A 17,876-nucleotide genomic window follows, 5' to 3' on the forward strand; every position below is an offset into this window, starting at 1 on the left:
CCGCCGGGGCGGGCCCCTGTGCCCTCACGAGGGCCTGGCCGTGAGGGCGACCGGCACCGGCGCCTTGCGCTTCTCCAGGCGCTCGCGGTCCGCGTCCGAGGCGAACCGGTCGTTGAGCAGCCGGACCGCGCGGGCCCACTCGCGCACGGTGCGCACCGGCTCCAGGACGCCGAGGACGTCCGGGTCGGCCCAGCGCTCCTTGGCGCGGGCCCAGATCGCGTGCGGGTCGTCGTGCAGGAGGTTGCCGACGGAGCCCTCGTACACGGGCATCCAGCGCACCTCGCCGTCGGGCTCGACCTGCATCACGTGGGAGCCGTCGCGCGGCAGGCGCGGGTCGGGCGGCATGACGAGGCCGAGGTTGTCGGTGGTGAAGACGCGGATGTCCGGGCCCGCGATGTCCTGGAGGCGCTGGCGGAATTCCGCGGAGACCAGGTGTTCCAGCTGCTCGTCGAACAGCAGTTCCGTCTCGCCGAATTCCACTCCGCTGCCGAGTCCGGCGGGCGCGGCGGCGTTGAAGGTGATGCTGCCAAGACGCGGGAAGCGCCGCGCCATGAGGCGTACGAAGTCCTCCAGCTCGCCTATGTTGCTGCGCAGGACCACGTATTCGGAAGTGAAATTCAGCGGTCCGGGGCCGGCGGCGGCACGGCGCGCGGCCGCCGCGTCGAGATGGCCGAGTGCCGTCAGGGCGCGGTCGAAGGATCCGGCGCGCCCGCGCACCCGGTCGTGCGTCTCCTTGCGGGCCCCGTCGACGCTGACCGTGATCTGGCTGAAGACCTCGGCGAGCCGGTCGGGCAGGGCCTCGTCGAACAGCCAGCCGCTGGTGTACAGGCAGGTGGAGACGGACGCGGCGGCGAGCTTCCCGGCGATGTCCAGGAGGTTCTTGATGAGCAGCGGCTCGCCGCCGGCGAGGGACACCACGCGGGGCTTCAGGGCGAGGAGCGCGTCGGCGACGCGCAGGCCCTCCGCGGCCGAGCGCAGGTGCCGTGCGGGCCTTCGGCCGGATTCGGAATAGCAGTGGACGCAGCGCAGCGGACACGCGTACGTGATGTCCCAGATGATGATCTCCGGGCCTTCGACACCGTCCATGGATTCCCCCAGATTCGTTCCGCAGGCGTTCGTCCGGCGTCCGGCGGCGGCCCGCCCGCGGCGCCCTTCCCCGAATGCGGTCGGCTTTTCCCCGGCCTCCGGGTGACCTCACCATGACGAATGCGACGGGGGCCGCGCTACGGGAGTTCCGCTCACCGGAACACCCGCGCGGCCCCCGTTTGCGGGAGCGGGAATTCAGTACAGGAGCATGGCCGAGCGGGCCGCCGCCTCGCGCGGCGGCATCCGGGTCAGCCTGCTCTCGATGGCCGCGGACGCGGCGGCCGTCTCGGCCGCGACCTGGGCGAGCTGCTGGCGCGCGGGCACCACGGCGGCGAGGGCCGCGACGGTGTGCCCGTCCGGCGCCCGCACGGGCACGGCGACGCAGGACACGCCCTCCTGGACCTCCTCGCGCTCCAGGAGCGGGCCGCGCGGGCCGTCGGTGAAGACCCGCCCGGCGGCCGTGTCCAGCGGGAAGCTCATGCCGTTGCGCACCGGCACCAGGCCCTCGACGCGGCCGGGCACCGAGGCCACGGTCAGGGCGAGCTCGTCGCGCAGCACGGTGAGCACGACGCTGGCGCCGGTGGCGGCGCGCAGCCGGTGCAGCGGGATGCGGGACGCGGCGCGCAGCCCCGGGTAGGGCTGCCAGGCCTGGCCGAGCCGGAAGAGCTGCGGCCCGACGGCGTAGCGGTTGCCTCTGCGTTCCACGGCGCCGAGCAGGCCGAGCTGGTCCAGGAGGCGGTGCGCGCTGCCCTTGGGCAGGGCGCAGGCGAGGGCGAGTTCGGTGAGGCCGGCCTCGCCGCCGCGGCGACGCAACGCATCGAGCAGGGCGAAGGCTCCCACGAGCACCCCCCTGCCCTGCTGAAGGGATGCTCCTTCGTCGTGCGGTGGCGCCGCCTCCCCGTCGGGCCCGCATCCCCGGCGCAGTTCCTGCCGGAGCTCCTGGCGGGGCGCCCCCCGTTTCGACGTGCCCCGCCCGCGTGCGGGCATGGCTGATGACAGTCCTGTCCCTGGCATGGTGGTTCCCCCGTTTCGCACACCCGCGGCCCCCTGGCGAGGTCGCGGGCAACTCGCCATGCTGCGGTGCGACGCGGCCGTGCCGCCAGATGAGATTGCGCCGACTACCGGCCATCCACAGCAGACCCGGGCGCCCCTGCCGTCCCACCCTTCACAGGTGCGACCGGGGGCGGTCCGGCGGCACGTCCCGGCGGCGCGAGGCGCGTACGGTGGACGCGCGGTGCGAACGTCCCGCTCATCGGGCTCCCGAGGCGCTATGAACGGGACGTATACACGGCATGTATAGTGCGCGCATGCGTCCGATAGTTATGCCGACCAGCAAGATGACGAAGACAGGGAAGAAGTTGCTTCCGCGCACCAGGTTCGGCGGTGCCGCGCTCGTCGCAGGCCTGGCCGCCACCCTCGCCCTCACCGGCTGCACCAAGCTCGACACGGTCTCCCCGAGCACCGTCCGCAAGGGCGCTGCGGATGCGAAGGGCAAAGACCGGGCGGCGTTCGGCACCGTGGACTGCCGCAAGGCCAAGTGCATCGCGCTGACCTTCGACGCGGGCCCCAGCGAGAACACCCCGCGGCTGCTGAAGATCCTCAAGAAGGAGAAGGTGCCCGCGACCTTCTTCACGCTCGGCAAGAACCACATCGAGAAGTACCCCGAGCTGGTCAAGCAGATGGACGCCGAGGGCCACGAGGTCGCGAGCCACACCTGGTCGCACAAGATCCTCACCAAGATCAAGCCCGCGGAGGCGCGGGCCGAGCTGGAGCGCCCGAACAAGGCGATCGAGAAGCTCATCGGCAAGAAGCCGACGCTGATGCGGCCCCCGCAGGGCCGCACGAACGACACCGTCAACAAGCTCTCCCGCGAACTCGGCCTGGCCGAGATCCTGTGGACGGTGACGGCGAAGGACTACACGACCGAGGACTCCGCGCTGATCGAGAAGCGCGTGCTCGAACAGTCCGGCCGCGACGGCATCATCCTGCTGCACGACATCTACAAGGGCACGGTGCCCGCGGTGCCCGGCATCATCGCCGAGCTGAAGAAGCGCGGCTACGTCTTCGTCACCGTGCCCCAGCTCCTCGCGCCGGGCAAGGCCGAGCCGGGCAAGGTCTACCGCTGACGGCCCGCCTCACCAGGTGAGGTGCAGGGCCTCCGGGGCGCGGTGGATGAGCGAGGGCCGCATGGTGACCTCGGGCGCGTCGGGGGCGATCCGCAGGCCCGGGAAGCGGCGCGTGAACAGCTCCAGGGTCAGCCGCACCTGCTCCCGGGCCAGCAGGGCCCCGGGGCAGGCGTGGGCGCCGAGGCCGAAGGCCACGTGCCGGGCGGCGGCGGGCCGGGTGATGTCGAAGACGTCGGGGCGGGGATAGCGCGCGTCGTCGCGCCCGGCCGCGCCGAACGCGACCAGGAGCTCGGCGCCCGCGGGCAGCTCGGTGCCCGCGAGCGTCGCGGGCCGCGTGGTGACGCGCCGGAACGCCTGGAGCGCGGTGTCGAAGCGGGCCGTCTCCTCGATGGCGGCCGGGATCATCCGCTCCGGCTCCTCGCACACCATCCGCCACTGGTCGGGGTTGCTCAGCAGGTGCAGGAACGCCGTGCCGATGAGGGCGGTCGTGGTCAGGTGCCCGGCGAGCAGGAAGTTGTTCAGATGGGCGACGAGCTCGGTGCGCTGGGCGAGCGTGAGCAGCCCCGGCTCGCCCTCCTCCGCGTCGTCGGCCGTGACCAGGGAGGCGACCAGCTCGCTGGTCAGGTCGTCGCGCGGGGCGGCGTACCGGTCGCGCACATAGCCGTCGAGGAGCCGCTTCACCGCGACCATGTCGTGCGCCGCCGCCAGCTGCTCCTCCTCGCTGAGGAGCCGGAACAGCAGGGCCTCGGTGCGGTGCCCGGCCCGCACCACGAGCGGCACGTGGGCCGGATCGAAGCCGAGCACGTGCCCGACCACCTCGCCCGGCAGGCGCGTGGCGTACGCCTCCATCAGCTCCACGCGCCCCTTGTCCGCGAACGCGTCGACGAGGGCCTCGGCGCGCTCGGCCACGAAGGGCAGCGCGGCCGCCACCCGGGCCGGACCGAGACCGCGCACGATCGGCGCGCGCAGCCGCTGGTGGGCGAGGCCGTCCGAGGTGACCACCACCCCGCCGCGGGGGCTGAAGCCGTCGCCGTCGGCGAGGACCGCGAGCGCCGCCGGGGAGGGCCTGGCGCTTCCGCGGACCGCGTTCGCCGACGAGAACACGTCGGGCCGCCGCAGCACCTCCCGCACGTCGGCGTCCCGCGCCACCAGCCAGGCACCGAACTCGGGCACGTAGGTGAGCCCCTTCGCACGCCGGGCGCGCGCGTACAGCGGATACGGATCGCGCGTCAACTCATCGACTCGGTCGTGCTGTTGGGGATCCATGCCTCCATGGTGACGCCCAGCACCGGCCTTCGAAACCCACCGGAGCGGCACGGGCGCGACGAAGGGCGCGCGGGGCCGTGGCTCACGCCACCGAGGTGATGCCGCGGGGCGGCGGAGCGTCGTGGTGGATCGGGGTGTGGGCGCCCGTCAGGGAGCGGCCGCCGCCTCCCCTGCGGTTCGCCACGACCTCCGCCGCGATGGACAGCGCGGTCTCCTCGGGCGTCCGCGCCCCGAGGTCGAGGCCGATCGGGGAGCGCAGCCGGGCCAGCTCCAGGTCCGTGACGCCGACCTCGCGCAGCCGCGCCGCCCGGTCCAGGTGGGTGCGGCGCGAGCCCATCGCGCCGACGTACGCGACCGGGAGGCGCAGCGCGAGACGGAGCAGCGGCACGTCGAACTTGGCGTCGTGGGTGAGCACGCACAGCACGGTGCGGCCGTCGACCTCGGTGTCCGCGAGGTACTCGTGCGGCCAGCGCACCACGATCTCGTCGGCGTCGGGAAAGCGGACGCGGGTCGCGAAGACGGGCCGCGCGTCGCACACGGTCACGTGGTAGCCGAGGAACTTGCCGACCCGGACGAGCGCCGAGGCGAAGTCGATCGCGCCGAAGACGATCATCCGGGGCGGCGGCACGGACGACTCGACCAGGACGGTGAGGGGCTGCCCGCAGCGGGAGCCGTCGGCGCCGATCTCCACGGTGCCCGTGCGCCCGGCGTCGAGCAGGGCGCGGGCCTCCCCCGCCACCGTCCGGTCCAGCTCGGGGTGGCCCCCGAGGCCGCCCTCGTGGGCGCGGGCCCCGTCGTCGCCGCGCACCAGCAGCGCGCGGCCGAGCAGCTCGTCGGGGCCCGCGGTGACCCGCGCCAGCGCCGCCGCCCCGCCCCGGGCTGCGGCGTCGAGCGCGGCGGCGAACACCGGCCGCGCGGGAGCGTCCGCCCGGACCGGTGTGATCAGGATGTCGATGACGCCGCCACAGGTCAGGCCCACGGCGAAGGCGTCCTCGTCGCTGTAGCCGAAGCGCTCGACGACGCTCTCGCCGTCCTCCAGGGCCTGCTGGCACAGCGCGTAGACGGCGCCTTCGACACAGCCGCCGGAGACCGAGCCGATCGCCGTGCCGTCACGGTCGACGGCGAGCGCGGCGCCGGGCTGCCGGGGCGCGCTGCCGCCGGTCGCCACCACGGTGGCCACCGCGAAGTCACGCCCCTGCTCGACCCACCGGTGCAGCTCCTCGGCGATGTCCAGCATGTCGGTCTCCTTGGGGTTCGCATACGTCGGGCCGGTGCGCCCCTAGTGGACGCCCAGCCAGCTCTCTATCGGGTTGAGGGCGAAGTACACGAGGAAGACCACGGTCAGGCCCCACATGAAGGCCCCGATCTCCCGTGCCTTGCCCTGGGCGACCTTGATGGCGACCCAGCTGATGACGCCCGCGGCCACACCGGTGGTGATGGTGTAGGTGAAGGGCATCAGGACCACGGTCAGGAAGACCGGGATCGCGGTGGCTCGGTCGGCCCAGTCGACGTGCCGGGCGTTCATCATCATCATCGCCCCGATGACGACGAGCGCGGCGGACGCGACCTCCTGCGGGACGATCGCGGTCACCGGCGTGAAGAACAGGCACGCGGCGAAGAACAGACCGGTGACGACCGAGGCCAGGCCCGTGCGGGCGCCCTCTCCCACGCCCGTCGCGGACTCCACGAAGACGGTCTGGCCGGAGCCGCCGGCGACGCCGCCGATCGCGCCGCCCGCGCCGTCGATGAACAGGGCCTTGGACAGGCCGGGCATGCGGCCCTTGTCGTCGGCGAGGTCGGCCTCGGTGCCGACGCCGATGATCGTGGCCATGGCGTCGAAGAAGCCCGCGAGGACCAGGGTGAAGACGATCATGCCGACCGTCATCGCGCCGACCTCGCCCCAGCCGCCGAACTCGACGTCCCCGAAGAGCGAGAAGTCGGGTGTGGAGACGGCGCCGCCGTGCAGTTCGGGAGCGCCGTTGGCCCACTGCTTCGGGTCGATGACGTCCAGCGCGTTCAGGGCGACGGCCACGACCGTGCCGGTCACGATGCCGATGAGGATCGCGCCGGGCGTCTCGCGGGCCTGGAGCATGAAGATCAGCAGCAGCGTGCCCGCGAAGAGCAGGACGGGCCACCCGGCCAGCTCACCGGTGGGACCCAGGGTGAGCGGGGTCGCCTTGCCCTGGTGGACGAAGCCGCTCTTGACCAGGCCGATGATGGCGATGAACAGGCCGATGCCCATGGTGATGCCGTGTTTGAGGGCGAGCGGGATCGCGTTCATGATCAGCTCGCGGAGCCCGGTGACCACCAGGAGCATGATCACGGCGCCGTACATCACGCACATGCCCATGGCCTGCGGCCAGGTCATCTCGGGCGCCACCTGGGAGGCGATCACCCCGGACACCGAGAGCCCGGCCGCCAGGGCGAGCGGCACCTTGCCGACGAAGCCCATGAGCAGGGTGGTGACGGCCGCGGCGAAGGCCGTCGCGGTGATGAGGGCCTTCTGCCCCATCGTGTCGCCCGCGGCGTCCTTGCCGGACAGGATCAGCGGGTTGAGCAGGACGATGTACGCCATCGCCATGAAGGTCGTGATGCCGCCGCGCACCTCACGCGCGACCGTCGATCCCCGGTGGGATATGTGGAAGTACCGGTCGAGCCAAGACCGCCCGGCGGGGACGCGCGAGCCGCGGCCCGCGTCCTCCGCGGTGGTCTTGGGCTCCAGGGACTGCTGGGTCATGGTGCCTACTCCCAAGGTTCACAGGGGCACCCGCGGAGACCGCGGGATTTGGGATGGTGACTGGCTGCACGACCCGGGGGACGGCCCGAGACGAACGGGGGCGCGCGAAGGGCGCGGGGCCGCGAGCGGCGCGGCACTTCGGGCTCCGGGCGGTGTGGGCTGAGGGAAGTGTGACGTTCCTGGGAGGCACACACCGCCCGGAGAGCGGGGGGCCGGTCAGGTTCCGGTGAGGTGCTCCGGACGGACCGGCGTCCTGTTCAGTTCGAGCCCCGTCGCGTCGCGGATGGCGGCGAGGACCGCCGGGGTCGACGACAGGGTCGGGGCCTCGCCGATGCCGCGCAGCCCGTACGGGGCGTGCTCGTCGGCGAGTTCGAGCACGTCGACCGGGATGGTCGGCGTGTCGAGGATGGTCGGGAGCAGGTAGTCCGTGAAGGACGGGTTCCTGACCTTCGCGGTCTCGGGGTCGACGACGATCTCCTCCATCACCGCGATGCCCATGCCCTGGATGGTGCCGCCCTGGATCTGGCCGAGGACGGAGAGCGGGTTGAGCGCCTTGCCGACGTCCTGCGCGCAGGCCAGTTCGATGACCTTGACGAGGCCGAGCTCGGTGTCGACCTCGACGACGGCGCGGTGCGCGGCGAAGGAGTACTGGACGTGGCCGTTGCCTTGTCCGGTGCGCAGGTCGAAGGGCTCGGTGGGCCGGTGGCGCCACTCCAGCTCGACGTCGACGGCCTCGCCCTCCAGGACGTCCACGAGGTCGGCGAGGACCTCGCCGCCGTCGGTGACGACCTTGCCGCCCTCCAGGAGGAGTTCGGCGGTGGCCCACGCCGGGTGGTACGTGCCGAACTTGGCGCGGCCCAGCTCAAGGACTCGCTCGCGCACGGCCTCGCAGGAGTTCTTGACCGCGCCGCCGGTGACGTACGTCTGCCGGGACGCGGACGTCGAGCCCGCGCTGCCCACCTGGGTGTCGGCCGGGTGGATGGTCACCTGGGTGACGCCCAGCTCGGTGCGGGCGATCTGCGCGTGCACGGTGACGCCGCCCTGGCCGACCTCGGCCATCGCGGTGTGCACGGTGACGACCGGCTCGCCCGCGACGACCTCCATGCGGACCCGGGCCGTCGAGTAGTCGTCGAAGCCCTCGGAGAAGCCGACGTTCTTGATGCCGACCGCGTAGCCGACGCCGCGGACGACGCCCTCGCCGTGCGTGGTGTTGGACAGGCCGCCGGGCAGCTGGCGCACGTCCGCGCCCTCGGTGGTCTCCCACTGGCGCTCCGGCGGCAGCGGCATCGCCTTGACCCGGCGCAGGAGTTCGGCCACCGGGGCGGGCGAGTCGACCGGCTGCCCGGTCGGCATGATCGTGCCCTGCTCCATGGCGTTGATCCTGCGGAACTCGACGGGGTCCAGGCCGAGCTTCGCGGCCAGCTTGTCCATCTGTGCCTCGTACGCGAAGCACGCCTGGACCGCGCCGAAGCCGCGCATGGCGCCGCAGGGCGGGTTGTTGGTGTAGAGCGCGATGGCCTCGATGTCCACGTCGTCGATCACGTACGGGCCGACGCTCAGCGAGGAGGCGTTGCCGACCACGGCCGGGGACGCGGAGGCGTACGCGCCGCCGTCCAGGACGATCCGGCACTTCATGTGGGTGAGCTTGCCGTCCTTGGTGGCCCCGTGCTCGTAGTGGAGCTTGGCGGGGTGGCGGTGGACGTGCCCGAAGAAGGACTCGAAGCGGTTGTAGACGATCTTGACCGGCTTGCCGGTGCGCAGCGCCAGGAGGCAGGCGTGGATCTGCATCGACAGGTCCTCGCGGCCGCCGAACGCGCCGCCGACCCCGGCGAGCGTCATCCGGACCTTCTCCTCGGGCAGGCCGAGGACCGGGGCGATCTGCTTGAGGTCCGAGTGCAGCCACTGGGTGGCCACGTACAGGTCGACGCCGCCGTCCTCGCCGGGCACGGCCAGGCCGGACTCGGGGCCGAGGAAGGCCTGGTCCTGCATGCCGAAGGTGTAGTCGCCCGTGACGATCACATCGGCCCGCCGCGCGGCCGCGGCCGCGTCGCCGCGGACGATCGGCTGGCGGTGCACGATGTTCGGGTGCGGGACGTGGCCCGCGTGGTGGTCGTCGCGCCCCTCGTGGACGAGGACCGCGCCCGGCGCCGTCGCGCTCGCCTCGTCGGTGATCACGGGCAGCTCGCGGTACTCGACCTTGATCTTGGCGGCGGCGCGGCGCGCGGTCTCGGGGTGGTCGGCGGCCACGAGGGCCACCGGCTCGCCGTGGTGGCGGACCTTGCCGTGCGCGAGGACCGGGGTGTCCTGGATCTCCAGGCCGTAGTTCTTCACGTCGGTCGGCAGGTCGTCGTGGGTGAGGACCGCGTAGACGCCCGCGGTCGCCAGGGCCTCGCCGGTGTCGATGGAGACGATCTCGGCGTGCGCGACCGGGGAGCGCAGGATCTGGCCCCACAGCATGTCCTCGTGCCACATGTCGGACGAGTACGCGAACTCACCGGTGACCTTGAGGATGCCGTCCGGGCGGAGCGTGGACTCGCCGATGCCGCCCTTGGTCTGCGAGCCCTGGGTGACGTCGGCGGGGATGCCCGTGGTGCGGGTGTCGGCCATGTCCTCAGACCTCCTGGGTCTGGCGCGCGGCGGCGAGGCGGACCGCGTCCAGGATCTTCTCGTAGCCCGTGCAGCGGCACAGGTTGCCGGAGAGGGCCTCGCGGATGTCGGCGTCCGTCGGGTCCGGGTTGCGCTCCAGCATCTCGTCGGCGGCGACGAGCAGGCCCGGAGTGCAGAAGCCGCACTGGACGGCGCCCGCGTCGATGAACGCCTGCTGGACGGGCGAGAGTTCGGCGCCCTCGCCGGCTTGGGAGTCGGCGGACCCGGCCTGCCAGCGCTTGGCCTGGTCCAGGGAGACCCCGCAGGAGCCGCTGGCGCCGGTGGCGCAACCGCCGTGCTCCGCACGCTGCTTGGCGAAGTCCGCGAGGCCCTCGACGGTGACGACCTCGCGGCCCTCCACCTGTCCGGCCGCGACCAGGCAGGCGCACACCGGCACCCCGTCGAGCCGGACGGTGCAGGAGCCGCACTCGCCCTGCTCGCAGGCGTTCTTCGAACCGGGCAGACCGAGCCGCTCGCGCAGCACGTACAGCAGGGACTCGCCCTCCCACACGTCGTCGGCTTCCTGCGGACGGCCGTTGACCGTGAAGTTGACACGCATTACGCGACTCCCTCCGTGCCGCGGCCCGCGCCGCGGTAGGACTCCCAGGTCCAGCCGAGCGTGCGGCGGGCCATGATGCCGACGGCGTGGCGGCGGTAGCTCGCCGTGCCCCGGACGTCGTCGATCGGGTTGGCGGCGCCGGAGACCAGGTCCGCGAACTGCTTGGCGACCGACGGGGTGATGATCTTCTTGCTGTCCCAGAAGCCGCCCTCGTCGAGCGCCGCGTTCAGGAAGTCCTCGGCGGCCTTCGCGCGGATCGGGGTCGGGGCGGCCGAGCCGATGCCGGTGCGCACGGTGCGGCTCGCGGGGTGCAGCGCGATGCCGAAGGCGCACACGGCGATGACCATCGCGTTGCGGGTGCCGACCTTCGAGTACTGCTGCGGGCCCTCCGCCTTCTTGATGTGCACGGCCCTGATCAGCTCGTCGGGGGCGAGCGCGTTGCGCTTCACCCCGGTGTAGAAGTCGTCGATCGGGATCAGCCGGGTGCCGCGCACGGACTCCGCCTCGACCTCGGCGCCCGCGGCGAGGAGCGCCGGATGGGCGTCACCGGCCGGGGACGCGGTGCCCAGGTTGCCGCCGACGCCGCCGCGGTTGCGGATCTGCGGGGACGCCACGGTGTGCGAGGCGAGCGCGAGGCCGGGCAGCTCGGCGCGCAGGTGCTCCATGATGTGGGTGTACGGAACGGAGGCGCCGAGCCGGACGGAGTCCTCGCCGACCTCCCACTCCCGCAGCTCACCGATGCGGTTGAGGTCCAGGAGGTACTCCGGACGCCGGTGGTCGAAGTTGATCTCGACCATGACATCGGTGCCACCCGCGATCGGCACAGCCGTGGGGTGCTCGGCCTTCGCGGCGAGCGCCTCCTCCCAGCTGGCGGGGCGAAGGAAGTCCATGAGTGGCTCTCTCTTCGTAATCGTGCGTCGTCATCGTGCTCGGTGTGCGTACGCGGTGCCGGTACGCCGTGCTGGTACGCGATGCTTCGTGACCGGTGGCGCTGCTGCTGATCGTGAACGCCGGACGCGGTCTTCCGGGGGACGCGGCCGTCCGCCTTCCGGGTGGTGGCGGCGGCGCGACAACCGAGTGGAGGCGATCGATCCGGCCACGGGGGCCGCCGGCCTCTCGACTGCTCGTTCATGTGCTGTTAACGCGGAGTGGGGCAAGTACACCGCCCGCTCCTCCCATGGGGTCAGTCACCGAAACCATGAAGGAGTTGGCTGGCCAAGCCGTGAGTCTTGTAGATTCGTATGAAGAACGGGCCCCGGTTACCTCGCGGCTTCCCCCGGGAAACCGCAAGGACGCCGCGGCCCGCGGTCCCCGGAACCCCCGGCGCGGCCGGGCACACACGAAATCGAGACAGATCGGCGGCGACGACACGATGCGGCTGCGCGCACTCCTTGACACCGACGCCCTAGGCCTCAGGCTGCTCGGCGGCGAGGACGAGCTCGACCGCACCGTCCGGGGCGTGATGACCACGGACCTGCGCGACCCCAGCCGCTATCTGGGCGGCGGCGAGCTGGTGCTCACCGGCCTGGCCTGGCGCCGGGACGCCGCCGACACGGAGCCGTTCGTACGGATCCTCGCGACCGCCGGGGTCGCGGCGCTCGCGGCGGGCGAGGCCGAGCTGGGCGACATCCCCGACGACCTCGTCGAGGCCTGCGCCCGCCACCGGCTCCCGCTCTTCGCCGTCAACGAGTCGGTGGCGTTCGCGACGATCACCGAGCACGTCGTGCGCCAGGTCTCGGGCGAGCGCGCCGGGGACCTCGCGGCCGTCGTGGACCGGCACCGGCGCCTGATGACCTCGGGCCCCGCGGGCGGCGGCCCGGACGTGGTGCTCGACCTGCTCGGCTCCGACCTGGACCTGCGCGCCTGGGTCCTGTCCCCCGCCGGGCGCGCCATCGCCGGGGCGGCCGCGGGCGCGCCCGGCCTGTCGGCCCGGGTCCGCGCGCGGCTCGCCGGGGAGCACCTGGCCGCCGCCCGCACCGGGCGGCGCGGCCCGCACCGGGTGGCCGTGGACGGGGTCACGTACTCGCTGTTCCCCATCCGCTCCAGCGGCCGGGGCAGCGCGGGCGCCTCCCGGGACGTGCGCGAGACCGTCCTGTCCGACTGGCTGCTCGCCGTCGAGGCCGACGCGGGCGACTGGCCCGAGGAGCGGCTCGACCTGCTCCAGGGCGTCACCCAGCTGATCGCCGTCGAGCGGGACCGCAGGGACGCGGCCCGCACGGTGCGCCGCCGTCTCGCGCAGGAGGTCCTCGAACTGGTCCAGACGGGTGCCGCGCCCGCCGAGATCGCCGCCCGCCTGCGGGTCGCGGCGCCGGTGCTCCTCCCCGGACTCGGCGCGGCCCCGCACTGGCAGGTCGTGGTGGCCCGCGTGGAGTGGGACGAGGTCCAGGGCGGGCCCGCGGCCGACGCCGGCGGGCGCCGGGCGGGCGAGCCCTCGGGGTCCTCGATCGACGGCGGGCGCCGCGCGGGCATCGAGAGCGGCCCGGTCGCCCAGGCGCTCCTGGAGGAGATCCTCGTCGACCCGGCGACCGCGGGCCCCGACCCGTCCGACCGGATCGCCGTCGCGCACACCGGTGACGAGGCCATCGCGCTGGTGCCGCTGCCCGCGATGTCCCCGGAGGCCGAGGGCGGCGACGCGGGCCTGCTCGCCGACGCGCTCCTCGCCGCCGTGCGCGAGCCCCTGACGGCGGGCCTCGCCGACGACGGCCGCCTCACCCTCGGCGTCAGCGCGGCCGTGCACTCCGCGGAGGGCCTGCGCGGCGCCCTGGAGGAGGCCCGGCACGCCCGCCGGGTCGCGGCCGCCCGCCCCGGCCGGGTCTGCGCCGCGGGCCACCAGGAGCTGGCCTCCCACGTGCTGCTGCTGCCGTTCGTGCCCGACGACGTGCGCCGCGCGTTCACGGCCCGCCTCCTGGATCCGCTGCGGGAGTACGACCGCCGCCACCGCGCGGAGCTCATCCCCACCCTGGAGGCGTTCCTCGACTGCGACGGCTCCTGGACGCGCTGCGCGACCCGGCTGCACCTGCACGTCAACACACTGCGCTACCGCGTGGGCCGAATCGAGCAGTTGACGGGCCGTGACCTCGCGCGCCTGGAGGACAAGCTGGATTTCTTCTTGGCATTGCGGATGAGCTGAGCCACGGGCGCGGGCGTGCGCCGGCCGACCCGGCCCAAAACCACACCATCCGCCTCCCTCAACTTTGTGAAATCCTTCACCCACCCCCTTGGCCCAACGCGCCGATCCGTGCTGAGATTCGCCCACGACTCAACAGCTCAATGGTGCGCTAGGGGAGGGCAACGTGGCGCATACCGCCATGTCTGGTACGGGAAATGGCTCAGGGCACGATCCACTCCAGACCGCGGTATGGCGGCTGCGCTCGCGCGGCTGCTGGACCGACGCCGCAGCACTGCTCGCGCCCCGGCAGGGCGCGGCCGCCGCGCTCCAGAGAACCTCGCTGCTCGTCGAGCGCTGCCTGTTCACCGGGGAGGGCTGGGCCGAGGCCGAGGACGGCCTGCGGACGGCGGAGGCCGTCGCCGACGATGACGACGCGCGCGGGGCCGCCGCCTGCGAGCGCGGCCAACTCGCCTACGCCGCGACCGTGTTGGGCGTGCGCGACCGCGCCGACGAGGCCCGTACCGCGCTCGGCCGCGCCGCCGCGCTGCTCGCGCCCGGGGCCGCCGGGCGGGCCCTGCTCGACTTCCGCCGCGGCCTGGTCGCCGAGCACCTCGCCGACTCGCCGCAGGCCGCGCGGGCCGCGTACCGGCGCGCGCACGCCGGGGCCACCGCGCACGAGGACTCCCTCCTGCTCTCCTTCACCTGGCGGCACCTCGCCGGACTCGCCCTGCGCGAGGGGGAGTTGGCCGAGGCCCGGCACGGCTTCTCCGAATCCCTGCGCCTCCGCGAGGAGTTGGGCTTCCTCGTCGGCACGGCCCCGGCCCTCGCCGCCCTCGCCGACGCCGAGCCCGAGCCCGAGGCCTCCCGCCTCCGCGCCGAAGCCACCCGCCTCTTCCGCCTCCTGGGCGGTGTCCCCTCCTGGCTGGCCCCCCAACTCACCCCACCGGCCCCGGCGGCGTAGCCCTCGCGGGGGCGCCCCGGGCCCGCCCCTTCCCGCTTCCTGGGGGCTCCGCCCCCAGACCCCCGCTCCTCAAACGCCGGAGAGGCTGAAAATTCTGCCGCAACCGGCGACAGTTCCAGCCCGTCCGGCGTTTGAGGACGAGGCGCGAAGCGCCGAAAAGGCGGGGGCACGGGGGCGGCAGCCCCCGGATCGGGAAGGGGCGGGCCTGGGGCGCACCGCGAGGGCTACGCCGGTCGGAGCCTGAGCGTCAGGATCTGGAAGGGCCGCAAGGAGAGGGAGAGCCCCGCGCCGGTGGTGGCGGCGGGCCGCAGGGGCCGCTCCAGCAGATCCGTGACCTCCGCGCGGGCGACAGCGAACGCCGAGGTCAGCACCGCCCGAGCCCGCCCGCCCCGGGACTCGTACAACCGCACCACCACATCTCCGCTCCGATCCTCCGCGAGCTTCACCGACTCCACCGTCACCCCCGGATGGTCGACCCGCACGAGCGGCGCCACGTCCCCCGCCTCCGCCACCCGCACCGGCAGGTTCAGCGCGAGGCCCTCGGCCACGGCGTCCCCGACCTCCGCCCCCGGGAGCAGGGCGTACGTGAACCGGTGCGGCCCCACGTCCGTGTCCGGGTCGGGGCTGTGCGGCGCCCGGAGCAGCGTGAGGCGCACGGTCGTGCCGAGCCCCTCGGCGTGCTCGGCACGCGTCACGTCGTGGCCGTACGTCGAGTCGTTGAGGACCGCGACCCCGTACCCGTCCTCGCCCACCCGCAGCCACCGGTGCGCGCAGATCTCGAACCGGGCCGCGTCCCAGCCGGTGTTGGCGTGCGTCGGCCGGTGCACGTGCCCGAACTGGATCTCCGCCGTGGACCGTTCGGCGTGCACGTCCAGCGGGAAGGCGGCCTTGAGCACCTTCTCCGACTCGCGCCAGTCCACGTCCGTGACCACGTCGAGGCGGCGGCTGCCCGCCGCGAGCCGCAGCTCCTGCGTGATCCGCGAGCCCTCCCCGAAGGCGCGTACGACCCGCACGGAGGCGCGCAGCGGCCCGTCCTCGACCAGCTCCACGGACTCGGCGTCCGTCAGGTCGACGTGCCGGTGACGGTAGTGCTTGTCCAGGTCCCAGGCGTCGTAGTGGGTGGGGTGGTCCGGGTGCAGCTGGAGGAGGTTGCCGCGGGATCCGGGGGCGAGGACCTCGCGGTCGTGGTCCAGGTCCCGCACGGAGGCGAGCAGCCCGTCGGCGCCGATGGTGACGCGCAGGTGCTCGTTCGTCAGGATGATCTCGGCGCCGGTCCGCGTCGCCGACGTCACCGCCACCGGGGCACGCTCCTGACCTGCGGCGGCGGTGAGGCTGCGGGTGCCGAGCGGGCCCACGTGCACCTGCGTGAGCACGCCGTCGTGCTCGACGACCTCGCTGCGCGCGTACGGCGACGCGTTCAGGACGCAGACGTCACCGGCGCCGAGGTGCCGTACCGCGTCCGCCGTGAGGGCGTCGAGCTCGGCGAGCACGCGCGCGTAGGTGTCCCGCGCCTCCCGGTGCACCCACGCGATGGACGAACCCGGCAGGATGTCGTGGAACTGGTGCAGCAGGACGGTCTTCCACAGCCGGTCGAGGGCATCGTACGGATAGGCGTACGCGGGGTCCTTGAGCGCGGCCGTCGCGCACCACAACTCGGCTTCCCTCAGGGCGTGTTCGCTGCGCCGGTTGCCGCGCTTGGTCGCCGCCTGCGTCGTGTACGTCGCCCGGTGCAGCTCCAGATACAGCTCGCCGGACCACACCGGCGCCCGCTCGCCGTACTCCTCCTCGGCCGCCGCGAAGAACGCCGAGGGCCGCTCGATCTCGACCCGGGGCGAGCCCTCCAGGGAGCGCAGCCTGCGGGCCCGCTCCAGCATCTCGCGGGTGGGCCCGCCCCCGCCGTCGCCCCAGCCGAACGGCACCAGGGAGCGGGTCGCCCGCCCCTTCTCGGCGAAGTTCCGCTCGGCGTGGGCCAGTTCGGAGCCGAGGAACTGGGAGTTGTACGTGTCCACGGGCGGGAAGTGCGTGAAGACGCGGGTGCCGTCGATGCCCTCCCACCAGAACGTGTGGTGCGGCATCTTGTTGGACTGGTTCCAGCTCAGCTTCTGGGTGAGGAACCAGCGCACGCCCGCGAGCCGCGCGAGCTGCGGGAAGGCGGCCGTGTACCCGAAGGAGTCCGGCAGCCAGATCTCCTCGGTGTCGACCCCGAACTCCTCCTGGAAGAACCGCTTCCCGTGCACGAGCTGCCGGGCCAGGGCCTCCCCGCCCGGCATGTTCGCGTCCGACTCCACCCACATCGAGCCGACGGGCGCCCACTGGCCCGCCGCCACCGCCTTCTTGATCCGCTCCCAGATGTGCGGCTGGTGCTCCTTGACCCACGCGTACTGCTGCGCCTGCGAGCAGGCGAAGACCAGCTCCGGATAGTCACGCGCGAGCGCCGTCACATTGGCGAACGTCCGGGACGCCTTGCGCACCGTCTCGCGCAGCGGCCACAGCCACGCCGAGTCGATATGCGCGTGCCCGGCAGCCGATACGCGGTGGGAGCTGGCGTGCGCGGGCCGCGCGAGCACCTCGGCCAGCTCCTCGCGCGCCGCCGCGGCGGTTGCCCGCACGTCGTGCAGATCGAGCGCGTCGAGCATGTCCTCCAGGGCGCGCAGGATCTCGTGGCGCCGCGGACGCGCCGCGTCCAGCTCGCCCATCAGCTCCGTCAGGACCTCGATGTCCAGGAGCAGATGCCAGACGGCCTCGTCGAGTACGGCCAGGTCGGCAGCGGCGAATCGGTACATCGGCCGATCGCCCGCGGTCAGGACGTCGCCGAGCCGGGTCGGCACGAAGTCGTGCAGGACCGCCGGGTTGGCCGCCGCCTCAAGCAACAGGCGCACCGGCTCGCCACCCTCGGCGGGGTCCGCGACGGGTACGTGACGGTTGCGCGGGTGAATGCCCTTGAGCGGGACCCCGGAGGCGTCGTGGACCAGGCCCTCGGCCTGGAACCCGGGCCCCTCACCGGTGAACCCCGGGTCGACGACCACCTCCACCCGCCGCCCGCGCCACGCCCGCGGCACCTCCCCTTCCATCCGGAACCAACTCGTCGACCAGGGCCTTCCCCAGGCGGTGCCGGTGTCGAAGGGCTCGTAGGCCGCCGCGAGCGCCTCGGCGACGGGCACCGGCTCGCCCGGCGCGTGCCACACGGAGAGCGCGAGCGGCACGCGGTCCGCGTACTGGGCGGGGCGGATGAACTGCCGCACCGCGCGTTCCAGGCGCTCCTCCACCAGACGTCGGTCGTCGTGCACGGCGGCTCCTCCACATGGTCGATCCCGAGTGGTACTCGGCTTCACTTCCCCTCAACCCATCGGCGCATCCGCTTCGTTGGTTGACGAATGGACATGAGT

12 protein-coding genes are annotated in these 17,876 nt (G+C 73.3%); 3 read left to right on the plus strand and 9 right to left on the minus strand.

Features of this window, described 5'->3' with window-relative positions:
- Positions 1-24: 24 nt before the first annotated feature.
- Both AC5WAM_RS10190 and AC5WAM_RS10195 read right to left on the minus strand, forming a co-directional pair.
- Positions 25-1,086: a radical SAM protein gene (locus AC5WAM_RS10190; RefSeq protein ID WP_495522391.1), complete on the minus strand. Its 1,062-nt coding sequence runs from the start codon at positions 1,084-1,086 to the stop codon at positions 25-27.
- Positions 1,087-1,281: 195 nt separating this feature from the next.
- A complete protein-coding gene (locus AC5WAM_RS10195) occupies positions 1,282-1,926 on the minus strand; it encodes a helix-turn-helix domain-containing protein (RefSeq protein ID WP_249401947.1) in 645 nt (214 codons plus the stop codon).
- A 497-nt stretch (positions 1,927-2,423) separates the two neighbouring features.
- Here AC5WAM_RS10195 and AC5WAM_RS10200 point away from each other — a divergent pair, with 497 nt between their 5' ends.
- A complete protein-coding gene (locus tag AC5WAM_RS10200) occupies positions 2,424-3,212 on the plus strand; it encodes a polysaccharide deacetylase family protein (RefSeq protein ID WP_366795841.1) in 789 nt (262 codons plus the stop codon).
- Positions 3,213-3,221: 9 nt separating this feature from the next.
- On the opposite strand, the gene AC5WAM_RS10205 is transcribed toward AC5WAM_RS10200, so the two are convergent.
- From AC5WAM_RS10205 to AC5WAM_RS10230, 6 genes are all read right to left on the minus strand, one after another.
- Positions 3,222-4,478: a cytochrome P450 gene (locus AC5WAM_RS10205; protein ID WP_495522392.1), complete on the minus strand. Its 1,257-nt coding sequence runs from the start codon at positions 4,476-4,478 to the stop codon at positions 3,222-3,224.
- 82 nt (positions 4,479-4,560) lie between these two features.
- Positions 4,561-5,715: an XdhC family protein gene (locus AC5WAM_RS10210; protein ID WP_366795829.1), complete on the minus strand. Its 1,155-nt coding sequence runs from the start codon at positions 5,713-5,715 to the stop codon at positions 4,561-4,563.
- 42 nt (positions 5,716-5,757) lie between these two features.
- The gene (locus AC5WAM_RS10215; protein ID WP_366795828.1) at positions 5,758-7,215 is read right to left on the minus strand and encodes an NCS2 family permease; all 1,458 of its coding nucleotides are present in this window, start codon (positions 7,213-7,215) and stop codon (positions 5,758-5,760) included.
- 216 nt (positions 7,216-7,431) lie between these two features.
- A complete protein-coding gene (locus tag AC5WAM_RS10220) occupies positions 7,432-9,822 on the minus strand; it encodes a xanthine dehydrogenase family protein molybdopterin-binding subunit (protein WP_366795827.1) in 2,391 nt (796 codons plus the stop codon).
- A gap of 4 nt (positions 9,823-9,826) precedes the next feature.
- Complete coding sequence (locus AC5WAM_RS10225) at positions 9,827-10,420, minus strand: (2Fe-2S)-binding protein (protein WP_366795826.1); 594 nt, start codon at positions 10,418-10,420, stop codon at positions 9,827-9,829.
- A complete protein-coding gene (locus tag AC5WAM_RS10230; protein WP_366795825.1) occupies positions 10,420-11,310 on the minus strand; it encodes an FAD binding domain-containing protein in 891 nt (296 codons plus the stop codon). Before AC5WAM_RS10230 ends, AC5WAM_RS10225 begins: the two co-directional genes overlap by 1 nt.
- A 482-nt stretch (positions 11,311-11,792) precedes the next feature.
- Here AC5WAM_RS10230 and AC5WAM_RS10235 point away from each other — a divergent pair, with 482 nt between their 5' ends.
- Complete coding sequence (locus AC5WAM_RS10235) at positions 11,793-13,550, plus strand: PucR family transcriptional regulator ligand-binding domain-containing protein (RefSeq protein ID WP_366795824.1); 1,758 nt, start codon at positions 11,793-11,795, stop codon at positions 13,548-13,550.
- A 163-nt stretch (positions 13,551-13,713) separates the two neighbouring features.
- Positions 13,714-14,490, plus strand: coding sequence for a hypothetical protein (locus tag AC5WAM_RS10240; protein WP_366795823.1), 777 nt, complete (start codon positions 13,714-13,716; stop codon positions 14,488-14,490).
- A gap of 224 nt (positions 14,491-14,714) precedes the next feature.
- On the opposite strand, the gene AC5WAM_RS10245 is transcribed toward AC5WAM_RS10240, so the two are convergent.
- Positions 14,715-17,777, minus strand: a complete 3,063-nt coding sequence (locus AC5WAM_RS10245) for an alpha-mannosidase (protein WP_495522393.1) — start codon at positions 17,775-17,777, stop codon at positions 14,715-14,717.
- Between the last annotated feature and the right edge of the window lie 99 nt (positions 17,778-17,876).

It is taken from the genome of Streptomyces sp. JLYT201 (assembly GCF_059448825.1).